Source organism: Kitasatospora sp. NPDC097691 (genome assembly GCF_040302665.1).
Taxonomy (GTDB): Bacteria; Actinomycetota; Actinomycetes; order Streptomycetales; family Streptomycetaceae; genus Kitasatospora.
On record NZ_JBEORY010000008.1, the window covers coordinates 139,657 to 164,088 of the forward strand.

General features: G+C 73.0%; 26 protein-coding genes. 17 read left to right on the top strand and 9 right to left on the bottom strand.

Annotated features, from left to right (window positions below):
• Positions 1-27 precede the first annotated feature (27 nt).
• The 3 genes from hemC to hemB all read left to right on the top strand — a co-directional run bounded on the left by hemC (position 28) and on the right by hemB (position 3,738).
• Positions 28-1,035 carry a hydroxymethylbilane synthase gene (gene hemC / locus ABTY56_RS08610; RefSeq protein ID WP_350627618.1) on the top strand — a complete coding sequence of 336 codons (1,008 nt, stop codon included), beginning with the start codon at positions 28-30 and terminating at the stop codon, positions 1,033-1,035.
• The gene (locus tag ABTY56_RS08615; RefSeq protein ID WP_350627619.1) at positions 1,032-2,681 is read left to right on the top strand and encodes a bifunctional uroporphyrinogen-III C-methyltransferase/uroporphyrinogen-III synthase; all 1,650 of its coding nucleotides are present in this window, start codon (positions 1,032-1,034) and stop codon (positions 2,679-2,681) included. The genes hemC and ABTY56_RS08615 overlap by 4 nt, the downstream gene beginning before the upstream one ends.
• Positions 2,682-2,757: 76 nt before the next feature.
• Complete coding sequence (gene hemB / locus ABTY56_RS08620) at positions 2,758-3,738, top strand: porphobilinogen synthase (RefSeq protein WP_350627620.1); 981 nt, start codon at positions 2,758-2,760, stop codon at positions 3,736-3,738.
• A 73-nt stretch (positions 3,739-3,811) separates the two neighbouring features.
• Here the strand turns inward: hemB and ABTY56_RS08625 are convergent, their stop codons facing one another.
• The 3 genes from ABTY56_RS08625 to ABTY56_RS08635 all read right to left on the bottom strand — a co-directional run bounded on the left by ABTY56_RS08625 (position 3,812) and on the right by ABTY56_RS08635 (position 5,074).
• Positions 3,812-4,078, bottom strand: coding sequence for a hypothetical protein (locus ABTY56_RS08625; protein WP_350627621.1), 267 nt, complete (start codon positions 4,076-4,078; stop codon positions 3,812-3,814).
• A gap of 224 nt (positions 4,079-4,302) precedes the next feature.
• Positions 4,303-4,647, bottom strand: a complete 345-nt coding sequence (locus ABTY56_RS08630; RefSeq protein WP_350627622.1) for a rodlet layer protein — start codon at positions 4,645-4,647, stop codon at positions 4,303-4,305.
• Between the two features lie 82 nt (positions 4,648-4,729).
• Positions 4,730-5,074, bottom strand: a complete 345-nt coding sequence (locus ABTY56_RS08635; RefSeq protein WP_030232098.1) for a hypothetical protein — start codon at positions 5,072-5,074, stop codon at positions 4,730-4,732.
• A 300-nt stretch (positions 5,075-5,374) separates the two neighbouring features.
• Between ABTY56_RS08635 and ABTY56_RS08640 the strand changes: the two genes are divergently transcribed.
• A complete protein-coding gene (locus ABTY56_RS08640) occupies positions 5,375-6,094 on the top strand; it encodes a hypothetical protein (protein WP_350627623.1) in 720 nt (239 codons plus the stop codon).
• Positions 6,095-6,231: 137 nt separating this feature from the next.
• Here the strand turns inward: ABTY56_RS08640 and ABTY56_RS08645 are convergent, their stop codons facing one another.
• The 3 genes from ABTY56_RS08645 to ABTY56_RS08655 all read right to left on the bottom strand — a co-directional run bounded on the left by ABTY56_RS08645 (position 6,232) and on the right by ABTY56_RS08655 (position 7,350).
• On the bottom strand, positions 6,232-6,612 hold the full coding sequence (locus tag ABTY56_RS08645; RefSeq protein ID WP_350627624.1) for a hypothetical protein: 381 nt from the start codon (positions 6,610-6,612) through the stop codon (positions 6,232-6,234).
• Positions 6,613-6,728: 116 nt separating this feature from the next.
• Positions 6,729-6,998, bottom strand: a complete 270-nt coding sequence (locus tag ABTY56_RS08650; RefSeq protein ID WP_350627625.1) for a chaplin — start codon at positions 6,996-6,998, stop codon at positions 6,729-6,731.
• 109 nt (positions 6,999-7,107) lie between these two features.
• Positions 7,108-7,350, bottom strand: a complete 243-nt coding sequence (locus tag ABTY56_RS08655; protein ID WP_350627626.1) for a chaplin — start codon at positions 7,348-7,350, stop codon at positions 7,108-7,110.
• 572 nt (positions 7,351-7,922) lie between these two features.
• On the opposite strand from ABTY56_RS08655, the gene ABTY56_RS08660 reads away from it, so the two are divergent.
• The 5 genes from ABTY56_RS08660 to ABTY56_RS08680 all read left to right on the top strand — a co-directional run bounded on the left by ABTY56_RS08660 (position 7,923) and on the right by ABTY56_RS08680 (position 13,690).
• Positions 7,923-8,162: a chaplin gene (locus tag ABTY56_RS08660; RefSeq protein WP_063348866.1), complete on the top strand. Its 240-nt coding sequence runs from the start codon at positions 7,923-7,925 to the stop codon at positions 8,160-8,162.
• 242 nt (positions 8,163-8,404) lie between these two features.
• Positions 8,405-10,042 carry an RICIN domain-containing protein gene (locus ABTY56_RS08665; RefSeq protein WP_350627627.1) on the top strand — a complete coding sequence of 546 codons (1,638 nt, stop codon included), beginning with the start codon at positions 8,405-8,407 and terminating at the stop codon, positions 10,040-10,042.
• A 249-nt stretch (positions 10,043-10,291) separates the two neighbouring features.
• Positions 10,292-11,572: a glycosyltransferase family 39 protein gene (locus tag ABTY56_RS08670; protein WP_350627628.1), complete on the top strand. Its 1,281-nt coding sequence runs from the start codon at positions 10,292-10,294 to the stop codon at positions 11,570-11,572.
• Positions 11,573-11,635: 63 nt separating this feature from the next.
• Positions 11,636-12,124, top strand: coding sequence for a MarR family winged helix-turn-helix transcriptional regulator (locus tag ABTY56_RS08675; RefSeq protein WP_350627629.1), 489 nt, complete (start codon positions 11,636-11,638; stop codon positions 12,122-12,124).
• A gap of 108 nt (positions 12,125-12,232) precedes the next feature.
• The gene (locus ABTY56_RS08680; RefSeq protein ID WP_350627630.1) at positions 12,233-13,690 is read left to right on the top strand and encodes an MFS transporter; all 1,458 of its coding nucleotides are present in this window, start codon (positions 12,233-12,235) and stop codon (positions 13,688-13,690) included.
• Here the strand turns inward: ABTY56_RS08680 and ABTY56_RS08685 are convergent.
• A complete protein-coding gene (locus tag ABTY56_RS08685) occupies positions 13,662-14,111 on the bottom strand; it encodes a hypothetical protein (protein ID WP_350627631.1) in 450 nt (149 codons plus the stop codon). The two genes, ABTY56_RS08680 and ABTY56_RS08685, sit on opposite strands and share 29 nt — an antisense overlap.
• Before the next feature lie 34 nt (positions 14,112-14,145).
• On the bottom strand, positions 14,146-14,628 hold the full coding sequence (locus tag ABTY56_RS08690; protein ID WP_078589103.1) for a hypothetical protein: 483 nt from the start codon (positions 14,626-14,628) through the stop codon (positions 14,146-14,148).
• A gap of 465 nt (positions 14,629-15,093) precedes the next feature.
• On the opposite strand from ABTY56_RS08690, the gene hemL reads away from it, so the two are divergent.
• From hemL to ABTY56_RS08725, 7 genes are all read left to right on the top strand, one after another.
• Complete coding sequence (gene hemL / locus ABTY56_RS08695; protein WP_350627632.1) at positions 15,094-16,422, top strand: glutamate-1-semialdehyde 2,1-aminomutase; 1,329 nt, start codon at positions 15,094-15,096, stop codon at positions 16,420-16,422.
• Positions 16,423-16,485: 63 nt separating this feature from the next.
• Positions 16,486-17,136 (top strand): histidine phosphatase family protein, encoded by a 651-nt coding sequence (locus ABTY56_RS08700; RefSeq protein WP_502893059.1) that lies wholly within the window; start codon positions 16,486-16,488, stop codon positions 17,134-17,136.
• Between the two features lie 234 nt (positions 17,137-17,370).
• Complete coding sequence (locus ABTY56_RS08705) at positions 17,371-17,988, top strand: TlpA family protein disulfide reductase (RefSeq protein ID WP_350627634.1); 618 nt, start codon at positions 17,371-17,373, stop codon at positions 17,986-17,988.
• Positions 17,985-18,758 carry a cytochrome c biogenesis CcdA family protein gene (locus ABTY56_RS08710; protein ID WP_350627635.1) on the top strand — a complete coding sequence of 258 codons (774 nt, stop codon included), beginning with the start codon at positions 17,985-17,987 and terminating at the stop codon, positions 18,756-18,758. Before ABTY56_RS08705 ends, ABTY56_RS08710 begins: the two co-directional genes overlap by 4 nt.
• 2 nt (positions 18,759-18,760) lie before the next feature.
• Positions 18,761-20,539, top strand: coding sequence for a cytochrome c biogenesis protein ResB (resB, locus tag ABTY56_RS08715; protein WP_350627636.1), 1,779 nt, complete (start codon positions 18,761-18,763; stop codon positions 20,537-20,539).
• A gap of 3 nt (positions 20,540-20,542) precedes the next feature.
• Positions 20,543-21,676, top strand: a complete 1,134-nt coding sequence (gene ccsB / locus ABTY56_RS08720; protein ID WP_350627637.1) for a c-type cytochrome biogenesis protein CcsB — start codon at positions 20,543-20,545, stop codon at positions 21,674-21,676.
• Between the two features lie 125 nt (positions 21,677-21,801).
• Positions 21,802-22,209: a hypothetical protein gene (locus tag ABTY56_RS08725; protein ID WP_350627638.1), complete on the top strand. Its 408-nt coding sequence runs from the start codon at positions 21,802-21,804 to the stop codon at positions 22,207-22,209.
• Positions 22,210-22,282: 73 nt separating this feature from the next.
• Here the strand turns inward: ABTY56_RS08725 and ABTY56_RS08730 are convergent, their stop codons facing one another.
• Positions 22,283-23,401 (bottom strand): ScbA/BarX family gamma-butyrolactone biosynthesis protein, encoded by a 1,119-nt coding sequence (locus ABTY56_RS08730; RefSeq protein ID WP_350627639.1) that lies wholly within the window; start codon positions 23,399-23,401, stop codon positions 22,283-22,285.
• Positions 23,402-23,750: 349 nt separating this feature from the next.
• Between ABTY56_RS08730 and ABTY56_RS08735 the strand changes: the two genes are divergently transcribed.
• Complete coding sequence (locus tag ABTY56_RS08735; protein WP_350627640.1) at positions 23,751-24,386, top strand: ScbR family autoregulator-binding transcription factor; 636 nt, start codon at positions 23,751-23,753, stop codon at positions 24,384-24,386.
• The last annotated feature ends 46 nt before the right edge of the window (positions 24,387-24,432 follow it).

Below are 24,432 nucleotides of genomic sequence, written 5' to 3' on the forward strand. Positions count from 1 at the left end.
CACGAGTACCACCGGGACGATCACCCCATGAATGGTCAACCGATCACGGAGCAGCCCTCGGCCGCCGCACCCCTGCGGCTCGGCACCCGGCGCAGCGCCCTCGCCATGGCCCAGTCGGGCATGGTGGCCCGCGAGGTGACCAGGGTCACCGGGCGCCCCGTCGAGCTGGTCGAGATCACCACCTACGGCGACACCTCCCGGGAGGCGCTGGCGCAGATCGGCGGCACCGGCGTGTTCGTCTCCGCGCTGCGGGACGCACTGCTGGAGGGCCGGATCGACTTCGCCGTGCACTCGCTCAAGGACCTGCCCACCGCCGCCCCCCAGGGCCTGGTGCTGGCCGCCGTCCCCGAGCGCGAGGACGTCCGGGACGCCCTGGTCGCGGCCGAGGGCCTGACCCTGGACGAGCTGGTGGAGAAGCTGGCCGGAGCCGGCCGCCCGGCCCGGATCGGCACCGGCTCACCCCGCCGGATGGCGCAGCTGAACGCCTGGGCAACCGCCCGCGGCGCCCAGCTGGAGACCGTCGCGATCCGCGGCAACGTGGACACCCGGATCGGCTACGTGACCGGCGGCGAGCTGGACGCGGTGGTGCTGGCGACGGCCGGCCTGAACCGGCTCGGCCGCAGCGCCGAGATCTCCCAGCACCTCGACCCCGAGCTGATGATCCCGGCCCCCGGCCAGGGCGCGCTCGCGATCGAGTGCACCACCGGAAACACGGAACTGACCACCGCGCTCGCGGCCCTGGACCACGCCCCCACCCGGGTCGCCGTGGCCGCCGAGCGCGCCCTGCTGGCCACCCTGGAGGCCGGCTGCTCGGCGCCGGTGGCCGCGCTGGCCACCTGGGGCCGGCAGAACGAACTGCGGCTGGACGGCGTGGTCGGCAACCCCGACGGCTCCGCCCTGCTGAAGATGTCCGCAAACGGTCCGATCGTCCTCGACGAGTCCGCCGAGCAGCAGGCGGCGGCCCTCGGCCGCGCGCTGGCTGACCGGCTGCTCGGCGCGGGCGCGGCCGCCCTGATGGGGGAGCGAGCCCGATGAGCCCCACCGCCGCCACCGACGCCCTGTTCCCCGCAGGGCAGCCCGCCACCGGACGGTGCACCTTCCTGGGCGCGGGCCCCGGGGACCCGGGCCTGCTGACCCTGCGCGCGGTCGAGGTGCTGTCCACGGCCGACGTCCTGGTCACCGACCCGCTGACCGCCGCCGCGGTGCGCAGCCACTGCCCGGCCGCCGTGCACGTGCACGACCCGTCCGCCGAGGGCGCCGACTTCGACCTGGCCAAGGTGGTCGCCGAGGCGGTCCGCTCGGGCAAGCACGTGGTCCGCACCGTCGACGGCGACCCGGGCCTGGACGGCTGCGCCGCCGAGGAGATGCTCAGCTGCGCGGGCGACGGGATCCCCTTCGAGGTGATCCCGGGCGTCGCCCAGTCGGTCGGCGTCCCGGCGTACGCGGGCGTCCCGCTGCGGGCCGGGGCCGGTACCGACGTGCGCTTCGTGGACGGTGCCCAGCTGCTGTCCGGCGGCCCGGTGGACCTGGGCGCGCCGGAGACCACCCTGGTGGTCCGCACCACCCTGGGCCAGCTGCCGGCCACCGCCAACGCGCTGGTCTCCAACGGCCGCAAGCCCGAGTCCGCGCTCAGCGCGACGCTCTCCGGCACCACGACCCGCCAGCGGACCTTCACCTCCACGTTGTCCGCCATCGCGGCCGACCTGAAGGCCGCCCGGGTGCTGCCCTCACCGGTCTCCGCGCCGGTCGACCCGGCCACCTCGGTGATAGCCGTGGTGGGCGAGCAGGTCGCCCACCGGGCCTCGCACTCGTGGTTCGAGACCAAGCCGCTGTTCGGCTGGAACGTGCTCGTGCCGCGCACCAAGGAGCAGGCCACCGGCCTGTCCGAGCAGCTGCGCTCGTACGGCGCGGTGCCGCAGGAGGTGCCGACCATCGCGGTCGAGCCGCCGCGCACCCCGCAGCAGATGGAGCGGGCCATCAAGGGCCTGGTCACCGGCCGCTACGAGTGGATCGCCTTCACCTCGGTGAACGCGGTGCGCGCCGTCCGGGAGAAGTTCGAGGAGTACGGCCTGGACGCCCGCGCGTTCGCCGGGATCAAGGTCGCGGCGGTCGGCGAGACCACCGCGCAGGCCCTGGTGGACTTCGGCGTGAAGCCGGACCTGGTGCCCTCCGGCGAGCAGTCCGCCGCCGGTCTGCTGGAGGACTGGCCGCCGTACGACCCGGTCTTCGACCCGATCGACCGGGTGCTGCTGCCGCGCGCCGACATCGCCACCGAGACCCTGGTGGCCGGCCTGGTCGAGCTCGGCTGGGAGGTCGACGACGTGACGGCGTACCGGACGGTGCGCGCCTCGCCGCCGCCGGCCGAGACCCGTGAGGCGATCAAGGGCGGCGGCTTCGACGCGGTGCTGTTCACCTCGTCCTCGACCGTCCGGAACCTGGTCGGCATCGCGGGCAAGCCGCACAACGTCACGGTCATCGCCTGCATCGGCCCGGCCACCGCCAAGACCGCCGAGGAGCACGGCCTGCGGGTCGACGTGATGGCCCCGGCACCGTCGGCGGCCGCGCTGGCCCAGGCGCTGGCAGACTTCGGGGCGAAGCGCCGCGACACCGCGACGGCCGCGGGCGAGCCGGTCTACCGGCCCAGCGAGCGCCGTCCGGGTTCGCGCCGCAAGGCCCGCTGAGGGCCTGCCCCAAACCCCGGCCGGGGGCGGCGAGCCGTCGCCCCCGGCACTGCACAACCGTTCGGAGAGAGAAGCCGTGTCCGCTGAATTCCCGTACGTACGCCCCCGTCGCCTGCGCCAGAGCCCGGCGATGCGCCGCCTGGTGGCGGAGACCAGGCTGCACCCGGCGGAGCTGATCCTGCCGCTGTTCGTCCGCGAGGGCGTCAGCGAGCCCGTCCCGGTCAGCTCGATGCCGGGCGTGGTCCAGCACACCCGGGACACCCTGCGCAAGGCCGTCGTGGAGGCGGCCGAGGCGGGAGTGGGCGGCGTCATGCTGTTCGGCGTCCCGAAGGTGCAGGACGCGACCGGCAGCGAGGGCACCAACCCGGACGGCATCCTGCAGCAGGCGATCCGGGACGTGGTCTCCGAGGTCGGCGACTCGCTGGTGGTCATGTCGGACCTCTGCCTGGACGAGTACACCGACCACGGCCACTGCGGCGTGCTGGCCGCCGACGGCAGCGTGGACAACGACGCCACCCTGGAGCGCTACGCCGAGATGGCCCGGGTGCAGGCCGACGCCGGCGTCCACCTGGTCGGCCCCTCCGGCATGATGGACGGCCAGATCGGCGTCGTCCGGCGGGCGCTGGACGAGGCGGGCCACCAGGACGTCGGCATCCTCGCCTACACCGCCAAGTACGCCTCGGCCTTCTTCGGTCCGTTCCGCGAGGCCGTCGGTTCCTCCCTCAAGGGCGACCGCAAGAGCTACCAGCAGGACCCGGCGAACGCCCGCGAGGCGCTGCGCGAGCTGGAGCAGGACCTCGCCGAGGGCGCGGACATGGTGATGGTCAAGCCGGCCATGGCCTACCTGGACATCCTGCGTCAGGTCGCCGACGCCTCCCCGGTGCCGGTCTCCGCGTACCAGGTGTCCGGCGAGTACGCGATGGTCGAGGCGGCCGCCGCGAACGGCTGGATCGACCGGGAGCGGATGATCATGGAGACGCTCACCTCGATCCGCCGGGCCGGCGCCGAGCAGATCCTCACCTACTGGGCCGTCGAGGCCGCCGCGATGCTCAAGTAGCGGGCGCGGCAGCAGGGCAGACGGAAGGCCGGGCAGCTCCCCCGACGGGAGCGGCCCGGCCTTCCGCGTCCGGCTAGTTCCAGCCGGCGATGTGCGCGAAGCCCTCGCCGCCGCCCATCAGGTCGGTGGAGGTGGCCGCGCCGCCGCCGAAGCCGCCGGCGGCGATGTCGGAGGTGTGGGCGACGCCCCAGCCCCCGCCGGCCACGAACGGCTGGTCGCCGGAAGCGACGATGCCCCCGCCGCCCGCGAGGCCGACGTGGGCGAACGCCGGGGTAGCGGCACCCGCGAGCGCCAGCGCGGCGGTGGCGGTCAGGGCGGCCTTGGCCAGCTTGCTCTTCATGGATCTGCCCTCTCTCTGGGAGCGCCCCCGCGGGCGCTCTGCGTCTGACTCGTGATCTGACTCGTGATCACAGCCCGTCCGTCCCGCCCGGCGCCCCGTGCGCCCGGCCGGACGGACGGTCACCCGGTCGGGCCGTGGGCCCGGCCGGACTTCTCGGCCCGCAAGCCCGGAGGGCCCGGGGAGACCTTCCTCCCCGGGCCCTCCGTCCGTGCCATGCCCCTTGATCAGCCGATCAGGTGCGAGACACCCGCGTCGCCCGAGGACTGGGTGTTCTGGCCGACGTTGCAGATCTGCTTCGGGGTGCTGTTCAGGACCGGAACCTCGACCGGAACCGCGACACCGATGACCGCGACGGCGATGTTGTGGATCTCCGGCAGGCAGATGTTCGGGTTGTCCAGGGTGTGGAAGTTCGGGCTGCCGTTGCCGTGGGTGCCGGTCTGGTTGGTGCCGCCGTTGCCCTGGACGGAGGTGGCGGCGCCGTCCGAGTCGACGATGGCGGAGGCCGAGCCGGCGGACATCGCGATGGCGGCGGCGGCCAGGCCGGCGGCGGCGAGGGACTTCTTGATCATTTCCGGTTTTCCTCTCGGGGATGAATCGGGGAGCGATTCGACGATGGATCAGAAGGGGTGGTGCAGGGAGCTGAACGGAGCGTCAGCCGATCAGGTGGGACACGCCCGCGTCACCGTGGCTCTGGGTGCCCTGGCCCTGGGTGCAGTACTGCTTGCCGCCGCTGTTGGCGATCGGGACCTCGACCGGGACGGCCACGCCGAGCACGCCGACGGCGATGTTGTGGATCTCGGGGAGGCAGACGTTCGCGTTGTCCAGGAAGTGGAAGTTCGGGCTGTTGTTCCCGACCGTCCCGGTGAAGTTGGTGCCGCCGTTGCCCTCGATGGAGGCGGCGGCGCCGTCCGCGTCACCGATGGCCGAGGCGGGCGCGGCGGCGGCGGCCAGCGCGGCGACGGCCAGGCCGGCAGCGGCGAAGGACTTCTGGATCATGGGGAGATCCCTCTCTGAAATGCTCTTGGATTCCGTGCGTACAACGCGTAGAACGCTCAGACCCGGTCTGCAGTCACTGACGTCCAGATCAAAGAATGACGGCACGGAAGGTTACGGGGATTTTTGAAAAGAGTCCGGGAGGCGCGACGACGGATGGTTTCCGGTCGGATTATTAGGCCGAACCGGCTAACCGGCGCAATCCGTACTCCGGGTCACTCGTTGAGGCAGATTGCTTTCCGGCTGCGCCCGCGCAGCCCTTCCTCAGTGAACCCCAGTACGGACAGCAGAACGGTGAAAAGCATGAAGTTCTCCAAGCGGGCCGGCGCGATGCTGCTGGCGGTCGGTGCGGGCATGCTCGCCTCCCAGGGATCGGCCTCCGCCGCCCCGGTCGGCCCCGACCAGGTCGGAGCCCTGGAGGACGCGCTGGCCACCCAGCAGGTCCCGGTGGAGGTGCCGCTCACCCCGCTGGGCAGCCGGCTGTCGGGCGGCATCCCGACCTCGGTGCTCATGCCACCGGTGCCCGGCCGGACCACCAGCACCAGCACCGAGCTGATCCCGGAGCGGATCGTCCCCCAGCTGAGCACCGGCAAGGTCGGCCCGAGCGCCAAGGCCGAGCTGCCGCTCCCGCTGCTCGACCAGGGCGCCGACCTCGGCCAGGTGCTGCTGGACGCCCCGGCCGCCCCGCTGCACGCCGACACCCCCGGCCTCAGCCTCGGCAAGCCGCTCTCGCTCGCCCAGGACGGCGCCGGCCAGCTCGCCGGCGGCCGGCTCAAGGTGGACGAGGTCGACCCGCGCCTGCTCACCGGCGCCGTGCAGGCCGTCCCCGGGGCCAACGCCAGCCTCGGCGGCGAGGACCACCGGCTCTCCGTCACCGACGAGGTGGACGACCTGACCGCGACCACCGCCGCGACCGCCACCGAGGTGGTGGGGCAGACCGGACTGGCCGACCCGGCGGCCACCACCGCCACCGCCACCGGCGCGCTCCGGCAGACCGGGCTGACCGACCTGACCCGGCTCTGACCGGGCTCTGACCCGGTGTCGGGCACATAGGGAGCCCGACACCCCGGGAGCCCGGCACGACGGGAGCCCGGCACCCCGCTCACGGCGCGGGGTGCCGGGCTCCGGTGCGTGCGACGCCCGGGCTGACGGGGTGCCCGTCAGCCCGGCAGGACGCCGGTCAGCCCGCCGACCAGCGGGAGGTCCTTGACGCCGCCGCCCGCGCTCAGCGGGCCGGTCAGGGTCCCGGTGCCGACCGGGGCCAGGCCCTGGTCCGGCTGGACGGTCGCGCCGTTGTTGAGCACGTCGGCGGAGGAGTTGGCCCACGGGTCCAGGCGCAGGCTCTTGATCGGCGCGACGCCGTAGCCGAGGCCGGAGGTCGTCCCGTTCAGCGCCTGGCCGACATCGGTCCTGGCCAGGGTGGCCGGGCCGGTGGGCGCCTGGCCCGCCGGGGCGGTGGCGGCCTGCGCCGAGCCTGCGCCGAGCAGCACCGCGGCACCGACGGCGGCGGCCAGGCCGGCCCCGCTCTTCTTCGAAACCATGCGGATCATCACCCTTCGGTGGATCGGAGGTCCCGGACGGCCGTCCGGGGATGCCGAACTGCCCCCCGGCCGACTGGTCGGGGGGCAGGACGGCCGGAACACGTGCCGATCGGGGATCAGCAGTTGTCCGCCGGCGGCGGGGGCAGCTCGACGTTGGCGCAGCTGTTGCCGAAGGCCGGGTTCAGCAGGCCGACCACGTCGATGGAGTTGCCGCACAGGTTGACCGGGATGTGCACCGGAACCTGGATCTGGTTGCCGGAGGCGACACCGGGGGAACCGGCGGCCACGCCCTCGGCGCCCGAGCTCGCGGCGGCGGAGCCCGCCGCGCCCAGCACCAGGCCGGCGGCGGCGGCGGAGAGGACGGCGGCCTTCTTCACGTTCTGCATGGGGGTTGATCTCCTCGATCACACACGGGGGGAGCGGGCCGCGCCCCGGCGCTGCGGGGCGCGGCACGGGCTCGGTGAATCAGCTGTCGCCGGTGCGGCGACCGCGGGTTCAGCCGACGTTGGTGCAGTGGTTGCCGAAGGCCGGGTTCAGCAGGCCGACGATGTCGATGCTGTTGCCGCACAGGTTGACCGGGATGTGCACCGGGATCTGGATCTGGTTGCCGGAGAGCACGCCGGGGGAGCCGGCGGCCACGCCCTCGGCGCCGGAGCTGGCGAACGCGCCGCCGGCGGCACCGAGCACCAGGCCGGTGGCGGCCAGGGACAGGACGGCGGCCTTCTTGAGGTTACGCATGTTCTTCCTCCGATTTCGGCCCGACGGAAGGGAATTGTCGGGATCCGGGCGAGCACGAATACTCGTCCGCTGGTTTCAGGGATTGCCGTGATTGTCACTCGGACGGCGCACACCGGCGTGTTCCGCCCATGGCTCGGGCGTGGACGCAGCCGCCGTGTTGCAGCGCCTCTCGAAACCCCTCCCGCACGGCCGGGAAAGGCTCGGACAAAGGCGCGACCGGGCGGAATTCCCGGTCAGACGTTCCGGCGGGGATTGCCGGACGCCGCGTTCGTGGGGCCCGCCACGTCGATCGAGCCGCCGGTGGCCGCGGTGCCGGCGAGGCCGTGGGCGAGGTTGCGCATGGACGTGCTCGATTCGTGTGTAGGGGGCCGGATGGACCGGGTTCCGTCAGGGAGAACGAGGCACCGCGCGCGGGGAAACGGCCCGGCCGAAGCCGATCACCCGAATGCCGACCGGGGGCGCCATTGCTCCGGACGGGTGACAGTGCGCGCACCGTCGCAACCGGTCCGGCCGGGTGTCGTTCTTGATGTCGCACTCCCCGTGCATCTCTGTTGAACAGTCAGGAGGCTCGCATGAGCATCAAGAAGACCGCCGCCGTCGGCGCGGCCGTGGTGGGCATCGTGGCCGCCGGCGCCGGCACCGCGATGGCCAGCTCCGGCGCCGAGGGCGTCGCCGCCGGTTCCCCCGGTGTCATCTCGGGCAACCAGGTCCAGGTTCCGGTGCACGTGCCGATCAACCTGTGCGGCAACACCATCGACATCATCGGTCTGCTGAACCCGGCGTTCGGCAACCACTGCGCCAACGTGGGCTGAGCCCGCACCCGGTTCGGCCGGTGTGAGCCGCCGTTCCGCGCTTCCCTCCTGGGGCGCGGGGCGGCGGCTTCGTCGTGCCCGGGAATCCGTCTGTCCGTCAGGGCCCGGCTCTGTCCCAAGCCTTGTTGTGTTACTTGTCAGTTCCTAGAATCCGAGTCCTGCTCACCTTTTCAGCTCCTCTCTTGCTCCGCGCCGCTCGGCCCCGCCCGGGCGGCCCCCACCCCCCCCGCAAGGAGTCGCGTGTGATCAGGTCCCGCCTGTCGGCGGCGCTCGCCACCGGCGCCCTCGTCGTCACCCTCGGCCTGGCCGGTGCCCCCGCCGCCCTCGCCGATTCCGCCCCGGCCCCGGCACCCGGCGCCGCCAAACCGGCCGCGGTCGTCGCCCTCGGCGACAGCGCCATCTCCGGGGAGGGCGCCGGCACCGACACCAACGACGGCTACTTCCCGGAGACCGACAGCCCCACCAACTACTGCCACCGCCACCCCAAGTCGGAGATCTTCGTCACCGACATCCCCGGCGTCACCCCGATCGACCTCGCCTGCTCCGGCGCCCAGACCGGCGACCTGGTCAGCGACCCCGAGCTGGCCAAGGTCACCGGCCCGGGCAGCGGCGACTTCGGCGAGCCCAAACAGGACGTCAAGCTCGCCGACGTGGCGTCCACGTACGACGTCAAACTGGTCGTGGTGACGATCGGCGCCAACGACGACTTCGACTTCAGCGGCGTCATGATGCACTGCCTGGCGCAGTACTTCCCGATCCCCAAGGACCAGGGCTGCCGCGACACCATCGGCAGCGACGAGATCCGCCGGCGCGCCAAGGGCGTCCAGCCGAAGGTCGTCGCGGCGCTGCAGAACATCCGTCAGACCATGCGCAAGGCGGGCTACGCCGACTCCGCCTACCAGCTGGTCTACCAGTCGTACTTCAACCCGATCACGCCGGACATCCGGCGCAACGACTACCTCGGCAAGATCGCCGACGGGTGCCCGGCCTTCCCCGAGGACCTCGCCTGGGGCCACAACTGGGTGGTGCCGACCTTCAGCGACGCGCTGCGCGGCGCCGCCGAGCAGGTGCCCGGCGTCCGGTACCTGGACCAGCGGCGGGTCGCCTTCGGGCACGAGGTCTGCGCGGAGTGGACCAGCTCCCCGTACGAGTACAGCAACGGGGACGTCATCAACCTCTCCGAGTGGGCGCGCAACGGCTGCGACTCGCAGATCGGCATCCCCGGGCTCTGCATGAACATGGTGCGCCAGTCGTACCACCTGCGGGTGGCCGGCTACCGCGGCGAGGGCGTCTGCCTCGGCCAGTTCTACGCCCGCCCCGAGCTGGCCCAGGCCTACTGCACGCTCAACCAGCAGAACACCACGTCGATCCAGCCGCTCACCCCGGGCAAGCCCTTCGGCGACGCCCCCGAGGACGGCGCCTGGTACCAGCTGACCAACGCGGCCACCGGCAACGTCCTGGACCTCACCGGCGGCGGCACCTACGGCGACTCGGCCAACGGCCGCGCCGCCATCAGCTACCCGGCCGGCGGCGGGCTGAACCAGTCCTTCGTGCTGGAGGCCAAGGCCGGCGGCAGCTACGAGCTCGACTTCAGCGGCAACCGCGACATGTGCCTGGACGCCAACGCGGCCTCCACCGCCCCCGGCACCCGGATCCAGCAGTGGCGCTGCAACGGCGGCGGCAACCAGCACTGGGTGTTCGAGCCGGCCGGCGACGGCCGCTACAAGATCGCCGACTCCCAGGACCCGAGCAAGGTCCTGGCCGCCGGCAGCACCGTGGACGCCAAGGGCAACCCCTACGTCCAGCTCGCCGGCGACACCGGCTCCGCCGACCAGCTCTGGCAGCTCACCAAGCTCGGCATCGTCTACGTCAAGGGCTGACCCGCCCCGCCGGACCGCTCAGGCCGTCGCCGCCCCCAACCGGGCGGCGACGGCCGCGCCCGTCGGGTACGGCGTCTCCACCGGCAGCAGCGCCGGGTCCCGCTCCAGCCGCACCCGTTCGGCCAGCGCGGTGACGTCCGATCGGGCGGGGGACGGCGGGCCCGGTCGGGGACGTGCCGTAGGCTCACGGGAAATCGTTGCGCCGGAGCCGCGCGGACCACGGGCGGGGCGGGGGAGTACCCAGAGCAGATGAGCACGGCATCGAGCACCGAGTCGCCCGGCACCGAGCCCGGGTCGCCCGCCGCGTCGACGGCGGCACCGTCCGAGGAACAGGCGGGCCGGACGCCCGGGCGGTTCGGGGCGCTGGTGGACCGCTTCGCGCCCGCGCTGGGCGCGTACGCGGCGGTCAAGGCCATCGGCCTGACCGTCTTCATGCTGCTGCTCTCGCACACCGGCGACTACCTGACCAAGCAGCCGGGCCGCGGTGGCGGCGCCAACCCCTGGGACGTGCTGAGCACCTGGGACGGCGTCTGGTACCAGCGGATCGCCGAGAACGGGTACAACCCGCAGCTGATCCCGCTGCACGGCTTCCCGCTGGCCTCGTACTACGAGAACTCGGCCGCCTTCTTCCCGCTCTACCCCTGGCTGATGCGGCTGGTCGGCACGGTCACCGGGCTCGGCTCGTACGGCTCCGGGATCATGGTCTCGGTGCTCGCCTCGCTGGTCGCGGCGGCCGGGATCTTCGCGATCGCCGACCGGCTCGGCGGCTTCCGGGCGGGCGTCACGGCCGCGGTGCTCTGGGCCCTGTTCCCGGGCTCCGGCGTGGAGTGGGCGGTCTACTCGGACTCGCTGTTCGTCGCGCTGTCCGCCTGGGCCTGCTACTGCGTGATGACCCGCCGCTGGCTGACGGCCGGCGTGCTGGCGCTGGTGGCGGGCCTCAACCGGCCGACCGCCGCCGCGCTGATCGCCGCCGTCTCGATCGCCGCGCTGGTCGCGCTGGTCCGCCGTACCGACGGGGTGGCCCGCCCGCTGACCGCGATGCTGATCACCCCCTGGGGCCTGATCGGCTACGTCGCCTGGGTCGGCTGGAAGATGGGCGACTGGGGCGGCTACTTCAAGCTCCAGCGGGGCGCGTGGAACCGCTACTTCGACGGCGGCGCCTCCACGCTCCGCACGATCATGGACGTGATCACCGGCCACTGGGACTTCTGGCAGTCCAACCCCGTCCCGGACCTGATCGCCATCGCCCTGCTGATCGCCCTGCCCGGCCTGCTGGTGCTGCTGTGGCGTGCCCGGCCGCCGCTGGTCCTGTGGGTCTACACCGCGCTCACCATCGCCACCGCGCTGAGCAGCAACCAGATCTTCGGCAACATCTCGCGCTACCTGCTGCCGGCCTTCCCGCTCTGCATCGGCCTGGCGTTCGCGCTGCGCCGGGTGCGGACCTCCTCGCTGGTCGGGCTGTTCGCGATGCCCGCCATCGCGGCGGGCTGGTACGCCGGCTATGCGCTGTTCGAGTTGGGCATCCCGTAGACCCGGTGTTGGTTGGCAACGGGATCATCCGGCAGCAGACGGGCCGTTGCTAATCTCGGACGTATGACGACGACCCCGCCCGTGCGCCAGATCCGCGACATCTCCGGCCTGCTGGACCACGCGAGCCACGTGCTGGCGACCAGGATGGCGGCCGCTTTCACCGAGCTCGGGATCACCCCGCGCGCGTACTGCGTGCTGTTCCATGCGCAGGAGACCGAGCGCACCCAGATCCAGCTGGCCGAGCTGGCGGACCTGGACAAGACCACGATGGTGGTCACCGTCGACGAGCTGGAGAAGGCGGGGCTGGCCGAGCGCCGCCCGTCCGCGACCGACCGCCGGGCCCGGATCATCTCGGTCACCGACGCGGGCGAGCGCGCCGTCGCGGAGGGCACCGCGATCGCCGACCGGGTGCACCGCGAGCTGCTGGAGTCGCTTCCGCAGCCCGAGCGCGAGGTCTTCGTCTCGGCACTGACGCACCTCGTGGGCGGCCACCTCGCGGAGCCGGTGGAGAGCGAACGCACCGTACGCCGCGCCCGCCGGGCCCGGGGGTAGGCGGTCCCGGGTCCGGGTGACACCGAGGCCTAGTCCCGAGATGGATAGTCCCGAACAAAACAATCTGATAGCGTCCTACCCGGTACTCGACGAACCGGGAGAACCGCCATGACCACGCACGCCCCGGCCGCGCCGATCGCGGCCCGTACGGCACCCGCCCGCTCCCGCGCGCTCGCCCTCGCGGTCCTCTGTGCAGGCATGCTGATGATCGTCCTGGACGGCTCGATCGTCACCGTGGCGCTGCCCGCGATCCAGGACGACCTGCACTTCTCGCCCGCCGACCTCACCTGGACGGTCAACGCCTACCTGATCGCCTTCGGCGGCCTGCTCCTGCTGGCCGGCCGGCTCGGCGACCTGATCGGCCGTAAGCAGGTGTTCGTCGCCGGGCTCGTCCTCTTCACCGCCGCCTCGCTGCTCTGCGCCCTCGCCACCGGGCAGGGGGTGCTGATCGCCGCCCGCTTCCTGCAGGGCGTCGGCGGCGCGATGACCTCCTCCGTCAGCCTCGGCATGATCGTCACGCTCTTCCCCGAACCGCGCGAACGCGGACGGGCGATCGGTGCGTTCAGCTTCGTCGGTGCGGCCGGCGCCTCGATCGGCCAGGTCCTCGGCGGGGTGCTCACCGAGGCCCTCGACTGGCACTGGATCTTCCTGATCAACCTGCCGCTCGGCCTCGCCGCCGCCCTGCTGGCCGTCCGGGTGCTGGAGGGCGACCGCGGCCCCGGCCTGCGGGCCGGCGCCGACGCCCTCGGCGCCGCGCTCGTCACCGGCGCCCTGATGCTCGGCATCTACACGCTCGTCGGCGCCGGCGAGCACGGCTGGGCCTCCGCCCGCACCCTCGGCCTCGGCGCGCTCTCGCTCGCCCTGCTGGCCGGCTTCCTGCTCCGCCAGGCCCGGGCCGCCCAACCCCTGCTCCCGTTGCGGATGTTCCGCTCGCGCGACGTCTCCGGCGCCAACGCGGTGCAGGTGCTGATGGTCTCCGGGCTGTTCGCCTTCCAGATCCTGATCGCGCTCTACCTGCAGAACGTGCGCGGCTACGGTGCCGCCGCCACCGGACTCGCGATGCTCCCGGCGGCGCTCGCCATCGGCACCGTCTCGCTCGTGCTCTCCGCCCGATTGAACGCCCGTTTCGGTGAACGCCCGGTGCTGCTGGCCGGGTTGGGCCTGCTGGTCGTCGCCCTCGCGCTGCTGACCCGGCTGCCCGCGGACGCGGACTACGTCCTCGACCTGCTGCCCACCATGCTGTCGGCGGCCGGCTTCGGCCTGGCGATCTCGGCGCTCACCGCGCTCGGCATGTCGGGCGCCGGCCCGGCGGACGCGGGCACCGCCTCCGGCCTGTTCAACACCACCCAGCAGGTCGGCGGCGCGCTCGGGGTGGCCGTCCTCACCACCCTCGCCGACGGCCGCGCCCGTGCTCTCACGGCCGCCGGGCAGCCGGCCGCCGAGGCGCTCACCGGCGGCTTCCGGCTCGCCTTCGCGGTGGCCGCGGGCCTGCTGTCGGTGGCCCTGCTGCTCGCCGCCACCGTGTTGCGACCAGGTGTCAACGCGGCTGATTCACAAGCCGGTTGATGTCGGCGAGCGGGGCGCTGCCGGAGCAGTAGTGGTGCCGGTGGTGGGTGTAGGCGCCGAAGTCGCCCGCCGCGTAGGCCTGGACGGCGACGACGAGGACCATGACCGGCAGCAGGGCGACGAGCACGCCGTGCAGTCGGCCCGCCCGCACCGCCGACCGCCTCCGGAAGGCGGCGACGACCAGCCAGGCTGCCCGGACGAGCGCGGCCGCACCCAGCGCCACGCCCGCCCAGCCGAGCGGGACGACGTACGCCGGAGCCCCGTCGCTGTTGTGGCAGGTGCTCAGCAGGTGCCGCACGTCGCCGACCCGGGCGCCCGCCCACCAGCTGCAGGCGATCCCGACGACCGTCAGCAGCAGTGGCAGGGCGGCCTCGAACCGGTCGCGGGTGCGCCCACCCGCGGCCGGTTCCACGTAGGTCATGAAGTCGTCCCCCGCTGTTCCCCGTGCCGCTCCGTTACGGCCAGACCAGGCAGTACAGCTGGTGGCCGGCCTCGTGCAGGCGGTTGGCGAAGTCCTGCCACTCGTGCAGCATGCTGTAGATGACGAAGGCGTCCCGCGGCCCGCGCCGGTCCGGAACGGTGGACCAGATGAAGGCGGCGGCGCCGAGCTCGGTCTCGTCCGCCTTGCGGAGCGGTTCGACCACGTTGTGGGGGAGCTGGACGACGGCGTAGTCCGGGTGCAGCACGACGAGTTCCAGCGGGGGCACCTGGTGCAGCGGGACGCCCTGGATGCCGGTGAGGACCATGGCGCTCATGGTCTCCGGTTTGATCTTGGTGGAGAGGTGGCCGGTGGGGGAGCCGCTGGTCTCCATCAGGTCGCCGAGCCGCCCCAGCGAGCCGAGTTCCCCGGCGTCCAGGCCGAGCCCGCCCGGTCCGAGGGCGGTGGGAACCCTCGCGGCGGTCGCACGGTCGGGGGCGCCGAAGTACTTGTACGTCACCCCCACGCGTCCCTCACCCCGCCTCTCGCCGCCGCGGCGACCACGTCCCGTACCCGCTCCCGTACCCCCGCGTGCGGCCTCGGCAGGCCGGCGGGAGCCCCCCGCGGCCTCGTCGTAGCCGTCCTGCGCCTCGGACACTCGGACCATCCTCACCGGAATTCGCCGGAATCGACAGACCCCCGCACGCCCGGCGTCCCTCCGGACGTGCTCCTTACCCGTCATGCGCCGTCGTACCCACCAGCGGGCCGTACCCACTCGCGGCGCACAACAGTCCTCTCCACGCCCCTGCACACAACCGGAGCGCTCGCGCACTCTGTGTACACAGTCTGACTGGTCCGTCGTCGGGAGCAGTCAGCGGCCCCGTCTGTACGGACTGTACGGACAACCGTACAGACAACGGTGCCCGGATCATCGTTCCAGATGATCGGGTCCGACATGCAGAGGGCAAGGACACGATTTGAGACCATGTCTCCCGTGAGCTACCCCTACGAAGCCCCCCAGTCCCAGTCGCTGTTCGATCGCGCCTCCGTGGTGACGCCCGGCGGCGTCAACTCCCCGGTGCGCGCCTTCCGCGCGGTCGGCGGCACGCCGCGCTTCATGGTGTCCGGCACCGGCCCCTACCTCACCGACGCCGACGGCCGCGAGTACGTCGACCTGGTGTGCTCGTGGGGTCCGATGATCCTCGGCCACGCGCACCCCGCGGTGATCGACGCCGTCCAGCGGGCCGTGACCCACGGCACCTCCTTCGGCACGCCCGGCCAGGGCGAGGTCGAGCTGGCCGAGGAGATCGTCGCCCGGGTCGCCCCGGTCGAGCAGGTCCGCCTGGTCTCCTCCGGCACCGAGGCCACCATGTCCGCGATCCGGCTGGCCCGAGGCTTCACCGGCCGCGCGAAGGTGGTGAAGTTCGCCGGCTGCTACCACGGTCACGTGGACGCCCTGCTGGCCGCCGCCGGTTCCGGCGTGGCCACCTTCGGCCTGCCGGACACCCCGGGCGTCACCGGCGCGCAGGCCGGCGACACCATCGTCCTGCCGTACAACGACCTGGCCGCCGTGGAGCAGGCCTTCGCCGCCCACCCGGGCGAGATCGCCTGTGTGATCACCGAGGCCTCGCCCGGCAACATGGGCGTCGTCCCGCCGCTGCCCGGCTTCAACGCGGGCCTGGCCCGGCTCTGCCGGGACAACGGCGCGCTGTTCGTCTCCGACGAGGTGATGACCGGCTTCCGCGTCTCCAAGGCCGGCTGGTACGGCCTGGAGGCCGCCAACGAGGGCTGGGCGCCGGACCTGCTGACCTTCGGCAAGGTCATGGGCGGCGGATTCCCGGCCGCGGCCTTCGGCGGCCGTGCCGACGTGATGGCGCACCTGGCCCCGGCCGGCCCGGTCTACCAGGCGGGCACCCTGTCCGGGAACCCGATCGCCACCGCGGCCGGCCTGGCCCAGCTGCGCGGCTGCACCGACGAGGTGTACGCGAGGGTGGACGCGGTCGCCGCCGAGGTCTCCGGCCTGGTCTCCGAGGCGCTCGCCAAGGAGGGCGTGGCGCACCGGATGCAGACCGCCGGGAACATGTTCTCGGTGTTCTTCACCGAGGCCGCCGTCACGAACTACGACGAGGCGAAGACCCAGGAGGCGTACCGTTTCACCGCCTTCTTCCACGCGATGCTGGCCGAGGGCGTCTACCTGCCGCCGTCCGCCTTCGAGTCCTGGTTCGTCTCGGCGTCCCACGACGAGCGGGCGATCGAGCGGATCGCCGCCGCGCTGCCGGCCGCGGCCCGCGCAGCCGCGGCCGCCACGGCCTAGTCCCTTACGAGCCCCAGGAGCAGTTGAGAAGTGAGCGCCAAAGAGATCACCGTCGTCCACCTGATGCGGCACGGCGAGGTGCACAACCCGGAGGGCATCCTGTACGGGCGCCTGCCGGACTACCACCTGTCCGAGCTGGGCCGGCAGATGGCCGACCGGGTGGCCGAGGACCTGGCGGGCCGGGACATCACCCACGTGGTGGCCTCGCCGCTGGAGCGGGCCCAGGAGACCGCCGAGCCGATCGCCAAGGCGCACGGCCTGGAGGTCGCGGCGGACGCGCGGCTGATCGAGGCGGAGAACATCTTCGAGGGCAAGACCTTCGGGGTCGGCGACGGCTCGCTGCGCAACCCGGGCTACTGGAAGTACCTCACCAACCCGTTCAAGCCGTCCTGGGGCGAGCCGTACCTCGACCAGGTCGTGCGGATGATGGGCGCGCTCGGCGCCGCCCGGGACGCCGCGCGCGGGCACGAGGCGGTCTGCGTCAGCCACCAGCTGCCGATCTGGATCGTCCGTTCCTTCGTCGAGCGCCGCCGACTCTGGCACGACCCGCGCAACCGGCAGTGCTCGCTGGCCTCGCTGACCAGCTTCACCTTCGAGGGCGACAAGATCGTCTCGGTCGGCTACCGCGAGCCGGCCCGCGACCTGCTGCCCGCGCACCTGGTGGGCAAGGGCCGCAAGGGCGACAAGCCGGTGGGCAAGAGCTTCGGCGCCTAGCCCCCGGCACGGGCCTGCGGCCGGCGTCACCCGGCGGTGTGCGACCGGCGTCACGCAGGGGCGTGCGAGCGACGTCACACGCCCGCGCGCACGGCGGGTAAGTGGTGCGTAAGTATGACTTCGGGTCACCCGGCGTACGCCGGGTGACCCGAAGTCGTCGCAGGTCAGAATGGGTGCGACGCGCAAGGCAGGACCCCCCCGAACCTGCCCGGAACTCCATGCGAAACTTTTCACATGTCTGCCATGACGCGCCCCCGTCCCCGTGTCGCCGCGGCTGCCGTCGCCACCGCCGCGGCCGCTGCGCTCGCCCTCACCGGCTGTTCGTCCTCGGGCTCGTCCGGTAGCGGCGACGGTCAGGTCGGCTTCGTCACGGTCAAGGGCACCAACCTGTCGAAGGTGGACGCCGGAAAGCGCGGGGACGCGCCGGACATCTCCGGGGAGACCCTGGAGGGCGGCCAGTCCAAGCTCTCCGACTACCGCGGCAAGGTCGTCGTGCTGAACGTCTGGGGCTCCTGGTGCGGGCCGTGCCGGGCGGAGGCGAAGAGCCTGCAGGCCGTCGCGGACAAGTACAAGGACCAGGGCGTCCAGTTCCTCGGCATCAACACCCGGGACACCGAGAAGGGCAACGCCGTCCGCTTCGAACAGGAGCAGGGCGTCACCTACCCGAGCATCTTCGACCCGGCCGGCACCCAGCTGCTCAAGTTCCCCAAGGGCAGCCTCAACTCGCAGTCCATCCCGACCACCCTGATCGTCGACCGGGACGGCAAGCTGGCCGCCCGCGCCATCGGCGGCACGACCCAGGACGCGCTGGAGTCGATCCTGCAGCCGGTGGTCGCGGAGCAGAAGCAGTGAGCCTGCCGCAGCAGCTCGCCGACAACACCGGAACGCTCCAGAGCGGGGCGCTGCTGGTGGCCGCGCCGATCGCGCTGGCGGCCGGCCTGGTGTCGTTCTTCTCCCCCTGCGTGCTGCCGCTCGTCCCGGGCTACCTGTCGTACGTGACCGGCTTCTCCGCGGCCGACCTCGCGGACGCGCGCGGCGCCCGGCGCGGTCGGATGGCGCTCGGCGCGACGCTCTTCATCCTCGGCTTCACGGCGGTGTTCGTCTCCGGCGGTGCGCTGTTCGGCCAGTTCGGCGACACCCTCCAGGAGCACAAGCGGGTCATCTCGATGGTGCTCGGCGTGCTGACCGTCGTGATGGGCCTCGCCTTCATGGGCCTCGTCCCCGGTCTGAGCATGCGCGAGGTGCGCTCCCACCGCCGACCGGCGGTCGGTCTGCTGGGCGCACCGCTGCTGGGCGTGGTCTTCGGCGTCGGCTGGACGCCCTGCCTCGGCCCGACCATCGCGACCGTCCAGAACCTGGCCCTGAACCAGGCCGACGCGGCGCGCGGTGCCATGCTGATGACCTTCTACTGCCTGGGCCTCGGCGTACCGTTCATCGTGGCCGCGGTGGCCTTCCGCCGGGCGCTGGGCGCCTTCGGGTGGGTCAAGCGGCACTACCCGCTCGTCATGCGGATCGGCGGCGGCATGCTCGTCGCGGTCGGTCTGCTGCTCGTCACCGGGATCTGGGATTCCTGGATGAGCGAACTGCAGTCCTGGACCGCCGACTCCTCGATCGGAATCTGACCGTGAGCAACACCACGACCGAGGCCGAGCAGCCCCCGGCGCCGGACGACGCCGCCGCCGAGCGGCTCAGCACCGCGCCGGTCGAGTCCGACGGACCGACCGGCATAGGGGCGTTCGGCTGGGCGCGCTGGATGTGGCGTCAGCTGACCTCGATGCGGGTCGCCCTGATCCTGCTCTTCCTGCTGTCGCTGGCCGCCATCCCGGGCTCGCTGATCCCGCAGTACCAGAACGGCCAGGGCCAGCTGAAGGTCGAGGCGTGGAAGGCGCAGCACGGCACCGTCGCGCCGATCTACGAGAAGCTCCAGCTGTTCGACGTCTACAGCTCGGTCTGGTTCTCGGCGATCTACATCCTGCTGTTCGTCTCGCTGGCCGGCTGCATCGTCCCGCGCACCTGGCAGTTCGTCGGCGTGCTGCGCTCCCAGCCGCCGGCCGCGCCGCGCAACCTGACCCGGATGCCGGTGCACGCGGTGTGGCGCACCGAGGCGGACGCCGCCACGGTGAACGCCGCCGCGCACCGGCTGCTGCGCAAGCGCGGCTTCCGCGCCAACCTGTCCGGCGGCGCGGTGGCCGCCGAGAAGGGCTACCTGCGCGAGGTCGGCAACCTGCTCTTCCACCTGTCCCTGTTCGCGCTGCTCGGCGGCTTCGCCTGGGCCAGCCTGGCGTCGGGTACGGGCGGCAAGCTGATGGTGGAGGGCGAGGGCTACTCGAACACCATCACCCAGCTCGACGACTTCAACGGCACCCGGTTCTACGGCAACCAGGACCTCGACCCGTTCTACCTGAAGCTGGACGGCTTCACGTCGCAGTTCCAGACCAAGGGCGACCAGATCGGCGCGGCCCGGCAGTTCACCGCGAACGTCGAGTACTACGCGGGCGGCGACGCGTCGAAGCTGAAGAAGTCCACGATCGAGGTCAACCACCCGCTGGAGATCGGCGGCAGCAAGGTCTTCCTGATCGGCCACGGCTACGCCCCGGTGATCACTGTCCGCAACGGCCAGGGTGACGTCGTCTACCAGGGCGCCGTCCCCTTCCTGCCGCAGGACGCCAACCTGACCTCGACCGGCGTCGTGAAGGTCTCCGACTACGGCACGGGCCCCGACGGCAGCAAGACCCAGATGGGCTTCTCCGGCTTCTTCCTGCCGACCGCCCCGCTGAGCTTCGAGGGCACCGGCCCGGTCTCGCTGTTCCCCGGCGACGCCGCCCCCGAGCTGGTGCTGAACGCCTTCGCGGGCGACCTCGGCACCGACTCCGGCCTGCCGCAGAACGTCTACCAGCTCAACACCCGCAAGCTCACCCAGCTCACCCAGGACGGCCAGCCGGCCAAGGCCCGGCTCAAGCCCGGCCAGGGCTGGACCCTCCCCGACGGCTACGGCTCCGTCACCTTCGAGGGCTACAAGCAGTGGGCCAGCTTCAACGTCTCGCACCGCCCCGGCAACGCGATCGCCCTGACCGGCGCCGTGCTGGCGATCCTCGGCCTGATCGGCTCGCTGTTCATCCAGCGCCGCCGGATCTGGGTGCGGGCGGTCGCCCTGCCGGGCGGCGGCACCCAGGTGGAGCTGGCCGGGCTGGGCCGCAGCGAGTCGGCGAAGATCGCCGAGGAGCTGGCCGAACTCGCGGTGGACCTCCAGGACGACGCCCCGGCCTCCGAGACGGAGGACGGAGCCGCCGCTCCGGCGGAGGTCGGAGCCGCCTCCCCGGCCGGGGAAGCCGCCGCGCCCGACGACCCCGAGGCCGAGGCCTCGGACCCCGCAGTCCCTGCCGACCAGAACTCCAAGGAGTAGACGGTGCAACTCGCCTCGGCGGTCGACCCACAGCTGGCCGACCTCTCCAACAAGCTGATCTATTCGGCGATGGTGGTCTACACGCTCGCCATGTTCGCCCACATGATCGAGTGGACGTTCGGCAGCAAGGGCGCCGTCGCCGTCCGTTCCAAGGAACAGTCGGGCACCCTGGGCGAGACCGTCGCCGCGACCGGCGGGAAGAAGGCCGCGAAGACGGTCACCGTCACCGTCGCGGGGGCCGGCGGCGGCACCACCACGCTCACCCGCACCGCGATCGCGGGCGAGGGCGCGACGGTGGTCACCAGCGGGCGCGGCGCCGAGGAGGAGGACGGCCCGGGCGCGGCCGGCACCAACGAGAAGGCCGACCTGGCCGGCCGGATCGCCGTCTCGCTGACCGTCCTGGGGCTGCTGCTGCACGGCGGCGGCATCGTCGCCCGCGGCCTGTCGGTGTCCCGCTGGCCGTGGGGCAACATGTACGAGTTCTCCTGCGCCTTCGCCTTCGCGATGACGGCCGCGTACCTGGTGCTGCTGGCGGCGAAGAAGAACGTCCGCTGGCTCGGCCTGCCGGTCGTCCTCGCAGGGCTGCTGACCCTCGGCATCGCCACCACGGTGCTGTACACCGACTCCGAGCAGCTCGTCCCGGCGCTGCACTCGCCGTGGCTGGCGATCCACGTGTCCACCGCGATCTTCTGCGGCGGCGCCTTCTACGCGGCGTTCATCGCCACGCTGCTGTACCTCGGCAAGGACTCGTTCGACAAGCGGATCGCGGCCGGCCTGACCAGCGGGCCGCTGGGCACCTCGGCGTCGATCTGGCGCCGGCTGCCCGCCGCGTCGACCTTCGACAAGCTGTCCTACCGGATCAACGCCCTGGTCTTCCCGCTGTGGACCTTCACCATCATCGCGGGCGCGATCTGGGCCGAGGCGGCCTGGGGCAAGTACTGGGAGTGGGACCCGAAGGAGACCTGGTCGTTCATCACCTGGGTCGCCTACGCCTGCTACCTGCACGCCCGTGCGACGGCCGGCTGGAAGGGCCGCAAGGCCGCCTACCTGGCGCTGGCGGCCTTCGCCTGCTGGCTCTTCAACTACTACGGCGTGAACATCTTCGTCACCGGCAAGCACTCGTACGCGGGGATCTGACCGGGGCGCAGTCACCCGACGGCCCGGCTTTTCGCAGGAGGTGGCCGGGCCGAGGTGCGACAGGGGTAGTTCGTGCCGGCCGCGTCCGCGCCGGTACGGGGAGGAACTGAGGAGGAAATCGCGCAATGGAGTGCGACGAGGTCATGCTGACCGTCCGAATCACCGCCGCCGAGCAGCTGCTGCTCCGCCGGCTCGCCCAGGGACACCGGAGCGACGTGTCCGAGGTGGTGGCGGACGCCCTGCTGGACATCATCCCCACGCTCAGCGCGCCGGGGGACGCCTACCGGCTGCTGGGTGCGCTCGCGATGCCGGCGCCGTGCGCCCTGACGGTCTGGCTGCCGACCCCGCTGGCCGACCTGCTGGTGCCCGGCGCGGCCCGGATCGCGCAGATCACCGACGTCCGGATCGAGTCGGCCAGTGCCGCCCTGGGCGCGGCGCTGCGGCTCTGGCTGGCGCAGGACCCGGCCCGACTGGCGACCAACCTCAGCGTGATGCACGCCGGTCGGCCGTCCTCGGCGCTGGTGGCCGCCTGACGGCCCCTGCGCTGCCGGTCCCCTGACGGCCCGGCGCCGACGGCGGCCTGACCGGCCCCGGCGGCGGGGCCGGTCAGCTGGCCAGCGGCAGCCGGGTGCTGCCCAGCCCGGGCGCGGTGGGGCGGTCGTCGAGGGCGTCCCGCCGGGCCGGCACCGTCGGTCGCTCGGCGGGCCCGTCCAGCGGCCCGTCCAGCGGCTCGGTGAGCAGCCGGCACTCGGCCGCCGTCCGCCCGTCCTGGAGCAGCTGGACCCGCACGGGCTGCCGGCGGCCGTCCGCGGCCGGTTCGGGGACGGCCCGGACGAAGCAGGGCCGGTCCAGCTCTATGTAGTGGTCGAAGGAGGTCACCAGCTCGACCGGCACCACCGGCTCGGGGTGGCGCAGCCGCTGGGCGGCCTGTCGGGCCGCCTCCAGCACGAGCATCCCGGGCACGTGGTCCAGCGCGTGGTCGAACAGCACCGGGTGGGCGGCGTCGGCGCGCAGCAGCCAGGTCTCCGGCCGCAGGGTCGGGCTGAGCACCACGTCGGCGGGCTGCGCGCGGCCGACGAGTTCGGGCGCGGCGGGGGCCGGCGGGCGCGGCGGGGCGACGGCGTGCCGTCCCGGGCCGCGCAGCCGGGCGTACGAGGCGGGGGACAGCACGCGCAGCTGGCCCGAGCCGCGGCCGATCGGCCGGCCGTCCCGGGTGATCTCGGTGTGCACCCGCAGCGAGGCCAGTCGCCCGTGCCGCATCCGGACGTCCTCGCAGCCGACGGCGAGCATGAGGGAGGCCGGGCCCGCGCCGACGGCCAGACCGGGCAGGCCGGACTCGCCGAGGGCGTAGGAGAGGTCCTCCATCACGAAGTGGTGGCCGCGCGGCACCCCGAACCCGGCGTGGCCGATCAGCAGCCCGGCCTGCCGGACGGTCTCGGCCATCAGCACCGGGTCGTGGTAGCGGTCCCCGGGCAGCCGGTAGAAGCCGTGCAGCCGGGGCCACTGGGCGCCGAGCAGGAAGTCGTACGGGCCGGTGGCCTGCCAGCCGGTGAGGAAGACCTCGGAGACCGAGGCGCGGTGCACCAGGTGCCGGGAGACGGTCCGGTCGTGGAAGTCGTAGCCGGAACCGGGGCCGGGGCCGAGGCCGGGGCCGGAATCGAGGCCGAGGCCGGGCCCGGGGTGGGCGAAAGCGCCGTGGGGGTCCGGCTCTACGATCGATGGCATGACTGGCCCCCGCTCCCAGGGTGTCGGTCGGGCGGCCGCGATGGACGCCCGAGCAAAACATACATACCACCCGGTTTGTGTTCGGCGACTGGGGTGCCCCGGCCGCACAGCCCGGCCCGCTCACGCTACCCGCCCTGTGGGCTGGGGCAATGCCCTACGGATGACCGCAGACCTTGGGCGGGGGGCCGTCCCCGCTGGACGGCGGGGGCGACGCACGCGCTAGATTAGATACCAACCATGCGGTTTCGGTCGCAGCCGTCCGCATGCGAGCGCCGCTCCCGGCAGGGGGCGTGCCGACAGCAGCCGGGCCGGGGGAGGGAATGCGCCCGGCCGAGTCCGGAGGGGGCCAGTGGTCAAGCAGGAACGGGCTGGGCGGACCCGGCAGGCCGTGCTGCTCGCCGCGGCGGAGACCTTCGCGCGGGTGGGCTTCGAGGCCGCCAGCCTGGTCGACATCAGCCGCCGGGCCGGGGTGAGCAAGGGCGCGCTCTACTTCCACTTCGTGTCCAAGCAGGCCCTCGCCGACGGGGTGCGGGGTGCCGCCGGGCGGGAGATCGGCTCGGCCGCGCTGCGTGCCCTGCGGGCCGACGGCCCGGCGCTCCAGGGACTGATCGACTTCTCGCACGAGCTGGCCCGGATGCTGCGCGAGGACGTGGTGGTGCGGGCCGGCGTCCGGCTCGGCCGCCAGGGCCCGCGCCGGGAGGACACCCGGGTCGGCCTGCCGGGCCCGCCCGGCCCGGACGCCACCTGGCGCAGTCTCACCGCGGTCGTCCACCGCCTGCTGGACCGCGCCGCCGAGGCCGGCGAGCTGTGCCCCGGAGTGGACCGGCGGGCCGCCGCCGAGCTGCTCACGGCGGTGGCGGCCGGCCAGGTGCTGCTGGCGGGCGAGGAGACCGACCGGCCCCGGGCGGAGGCCGTGCGGCGGGTCTGGACGGCCACGCTGCCCGCCCTGGTGGCGGCCGAGAACCGGGCCGGTTACCGGGTCTGACCCGCGCCGCCCGTCGGGTGCGCGGCCGTGTCCGCCCGCTCGTCGG